This is a genomic window from Phytoactinopolyspora endophytica, from assembly GCF_004138495.1.
GTDB classification, from domain to species: Bacteria; Actinomycetota; Actinomycetes; order Jiangellales; family Jiangellaceae; genus Phytoactinopolyspora; species Phytoactinopolyspora endophytica.
Window position 1 is genome coordinate 424058 of the sequence record NZ_ML142853.1, and the last position, 4211, is coordinate 428268.

Below are 4211 nucleotides of genomic sequence, written 5' to 3' on the forward strand. Positions count from 1 at the left end.
AAGCCGACCGCGGCCAGCGCCGGCACGCCGACGAAGAACACCACACTGAGCAGGAGGACGACGATCTCGCTCCACTCGAACTGATCACCGAGATCGATCAGGAAGATAATCGCGCTGACGATGCCGGTGATGACGGCCAACCCGGCAAGTGCCAGCGTGATGGACCGCCACAGCATGCCGTCGCTGGTGCTGTGGTCCTGCTCGGATGCTCGCGCTTGGGCCGCGAGCAGGGCGCCGGCGAAGCCGATGACCAACCCCACGCCGACACCGTCGCCGACGTCGACGCCTCGCATCGAGGCGTCACCCAGATAGCCGAGCACGAGCGTCACGAGGACGACGATGAGATACGGAGCGTTCGCCAGGAGCCTTACCAGGCGCAGTTGTGCCGGCGCCAACGTCGGCGGCAGCACGTTGACCGCCTTCAGATACGGCAGGGAGAGCGAGACGACCGAGAGCAGCGTGACCAGAATGACGTAGACCTTGCCGGTGGCATTGTCCCCGGAGTCCCACGCCATGCCCAGCGGGATCAGTAGCAACAGCAAGGCCAAGGCGTCACGGACGTAGTCGAAGATCGGAATCGCCGCGAACGGGTTCGGGCGTGGCGCCGCCGGCTGACCACCGTAACCGGGGTACTGCTGCGGGGCGCCCGGCATCGCGCCCGGCTGTCCAGGGAACTGCTGCTGCGGCGGCGCCTGCGGTCCAGGTCCCGCAGGACCAGGCTGCGCACCCACCGGTTGCTGCGGAGGTTGCTGCGGGGGCGGCTCCTGGCCGGGCCCTGGCTGCCCCGGACCTGGCTGCGCTGTTCCCGGCTGACCTCCTCCCGGTCCTGCCGCGGCCGGGCCGGCAGAGGGCTGTCCCCCTGCCGGTGGCGTGGTCATCGGCTGACCACAGTTGGCGCAGTACGGCGTCCCCGTTGCACGCGCACCGCAGTTTGCACAGAAGTTCATCAGTCAATCTCCAGTCCGGTCGATCGTCCTCGCGGCTCACGCTGCCGTCGCACAGGACACGGCCGCACGTTAACGCACCACGGCCAACATGAACAGTGCCCTCGCCGAGAGAAGATCAAACACACATACTATTCACAGCTTCCCCTTAGGAAACTCAATCTTCCTCAGTGCACATCACGACGCGACATGCCTCATGCCTGACGTGTCTTGACCAGCGTGCCGTCGGGATCGGCCACATGTACCGGTGTCCCCGCACCACCCAACTCCATCACAGCGGCCACATCGACGTCGTCCGGCTCGCCGGTCGTGACCACGGCGACCGCCTCCAGTCCCTGGGCACCACTGGACACCGCCACCACGACAGCAGCCTGCAATGCCGAGAGCGACAATGACGGCAGCACCACCGACGAGGCGGTGTAGGTGCGGCCGTCCAGGTCACGCACGGCCGCTCCCTCATCCGCGCGATTGCGGGCACGGGTACTCCGTGCCAGCGTGATGATCTTGGCGTCCTCCGGGTCGATCATGCCCTCCGACTCACTCACCTCGTCATACTCCCATCCTCGTGGACGCGTGCTGCCGCCGGGCACGCCTCCCGCGACCAGAGATGCCCCGGCTCGAAGCCTGACGGTGTGGACACAGCCCCGACCACCCACCGGCCTCCGCTACTCATGTCTCGCTGTCCTCCCGGACGCGCCGGACCCTGACCGTGCTGATGCGGTTCCGCCTGCCCATGGTGTCCTCTGCCTCCAGATACAGCTCGCCGACCTGTATCTTCGCTCCCGAGATCGGCACCCGCCCCAGGTGCTTGGCCAGCAGCCCGCCCACCGTGTCGACGTCGTCGTCGTTCAGGTCCATCCCGAACAGCTCTCCGAGCTCGTCGACGTGCAGCCGCGCACTCACCCGGACGGCGTCGTCATCGATCACCTGGACCGTCTCCTCGGCGGTGTCGTACTCGTCGGTGATCTCTCCGACGATCTCTTCGATGATGTCCTCGATGGTCACCAGCCCGGCCGTACCGCCGTACTCGTCGACCGCGATGGCGACGTGCGTCCGCTGCGCCTGCATCTCCCGCAGCAGGTCGTCGACGGGCTTCGAATCGGGAACGAACAGCGCGGGCCTCGCCACGGACTCCACCTGCTCCACGGTCTCGGCGCCCCGGTCGTCGTGAAGCCTGCGCGCGACGTCCTTCAGATAGACGATGCCGACGATGTCGTCGAGCCCGCCCTCGCCGACCACCGGGATCCGGCTGAAGCCGGATCGCAGCGCAAGCGACTCGACCTGCCGCAGGGTCTTGTAGGACTCGATGAAGACGACGTCGGTGCGAGGGACCATGACCTCCCGCACCACCGTGTCTCCGAGCTCGAAGATGGAGTGGATCATCTCCCGTTCCCCGGACTCGATGATCTGACCGGCCTCCGCCAGGTCCACCATCTCCCGTAGCTCCGCCTCGGTCGCGAACGGACCCTCCCGGAATCCCTTGCCCGGCGTCAGCGCGTTCCCGAGCAGGATCAGCAGCTTCGGGATCGGTCCCAGCACCCTGGTCAAGGTGAGCAGCGGCCCGGCCATCGCCAGCGCGACCCGCTCGGCATGCTGGCGGCCCAACGTACGTGGTGCCACACCGATCGCGACGAACGACACCACCAGCATCACCGGGGCCGCTACCACGATCGTCAAGAAACGGGTGTCGAAATATTCGACCGCTACCACCGTCACGAGCGCCACCGCGGTGATCTCCGCTGTGATACGCAGCAACAACGCCGTGTTCAATGCGGGTGCCGGGTCGGCCAGCAGCCTCTGCAGCGGTCTCGCTCCCCGCCGTCCCTGCTTGCCGAGCGCATCCGCGCGTGCCCGGGAGAACGCGGTCAGACCCGCATCGGCCATAGCGAACATGCCGGCGACGACAACGAGCGCGGCCGCTGCGAGGAGCAACCACTCCGATCCGATCATCGCTAGGCCGTTCGCGCTGATTTCCACTCGGCCAGGAGCTTGTTCTGCAACCCGAACATCTCCCGTTCCTCCTCAGGTTCGGCGTGATCATATCCGAGCAGGTGAAGGATGCCGTGTGTCGTCAGCAGGTGCAACTCGTCGTCCGTGCTGTGACCGCTGGTGCGAGCTTGAGTCGCGGCCACGTCCGGACAGAGCACAACATCGCCCAGCAGGCCGGACACCGGCTCGCCACCCTCCGGCGGCGGGCGCAGCTCATCCATGGGGAACGAGAGGACATCGGTCGGCCCAGGTTCGTCCATCCACTGAACGTGTAACTCTTCCATCGTGTCCGGGTCTACCAGCAGGATGGCCAGCTCGGCCTCCGGGTGAATACGCATCCGGTCGAGCACGAACCTGGAAAGGTCAGACAGCACCTTGACGTCGATCTCATTGCTGGTCTCGTTGTTGACCTCGATGGTCACTGACGTCTCCCGGATGAGCGCTGGCGGTCCCGGGGACGCGAGCCGGAGCGGGATCCGGAATGACCGCCTGCCTGATCAGAGTCGAACCGCGCGTAAGCGTCGACGATGTCGCTCACCAGCCGGTGACGGACGACGTCCTGGCTGGCCAATCGGCAGAAATGCACATCCTCGATACCTTCGAGGATGCCCTCCACCACCTTCAGGCCGCTCGACGTGCCGGTCGGAAGGTCAACCTGGGTCACGTCGCCGGTGACGACCATCCTCGAACCGAACCCGAGCCGGGTCAGGAACATCTTCATCTGCTCAGGCGAGGTGTTCTGTGCCTCGTCCAGGATCACGAACGCGTCGTTGAGCGTCCTGCCCCGCATGTACGCCAGCGGCGCCACCTCGATGGTGCCCTCCGTCATCAGCCGCGGGATCGACGCGGGATCCATCATGTCGTGCAGCGCGTCGTAGAGCGGCCGCAGATACGGGTCGATCTTCTCGCTCAACGTGCCAGGCAGGTAGCCCAGCCGCTCGCCGGCCTCGACCGCGGGCCGGGTCAGGACGATCCGGTTGACCTGCTTGGCCTGCAGCGCCTGAACCGCCTTGGCCACCGCGAGGTACGTCTTGCCGGTGCCCGCCGGGCCGATGCCGAACACAATGGTGTGCTGGTCTATCGCATCGACGTAGCGCTTCTGGTTCAGCGTCTTCGCCCTAATGGTCCGGCCACGACTGGACAGGATGTTGGCAGTGAGGACATCGACCGGCCGCTCAGCCGTCCGGGCGCGGAGCATGGCGATGGTGCGCTCCACCGCCTCTGGGCTCAGCCCTTGGCCGGTCCTGACGACGGCCACCATCTCATCGATGGCCCGCT

General features: G+C 66.4%; 5 protein-coding genes. All 5 read right to left on the minus strand.

Annotated features, from left to right (window positions below; all coding sequences use genetic code 11):
• A partial coding sequence (locus ELR45_RS35095) for a DUF7937 domain-containing protein (protein WP_205856493.1) occupies nucleotides 1–878 on the minus strand: 878 nt, incomplete at its 3' end.
• Nucleotides 879–1138: 260 nt separating this feature from the next.
• Entirely contained in the window at nucleotides 1139–1471 is a 333-nt protein-coding gene (locus tag ELR45_RS12730) for a cytidine deaminase (RefSeq protein ID WP_165367737.1), read from the minus strand.
• Between the two features lie 142 nt (nucleotides 1472–1613).
• A complete protein-coding gene (locus tag ELR45_RS12735) occupies nucleotides 1614–2894 on the minus strand; it encodes a hemolysin family protein (protein ID WP_129666440.1) in 1281 nt (426 codons plus the stop codon).
• Between the two features lie 2 nt (nucleotides 2895–2896).
• Nucleotides 2897–3355, minus strand: coding sequence for an rRNA maturation RNase YbeY (gene ybeY, locus ELR45_RS12740; RefSeq protein ID WP_129666442.1), 459 nt, complete (start codon nucleotides 3353–3355; stop codon nucleotides 2897–2899).
• A partial coding sequence (locus ELR45_RS12745) for a PhoH family protein (protein ID WP_165367724.1) occupies nucleotides 3352–4211 on the minus strand: 860 nt, incomplete at its 5' end. The genes ELR45_RS12745 and ybeY, both read right to left, overlap by 4 nt.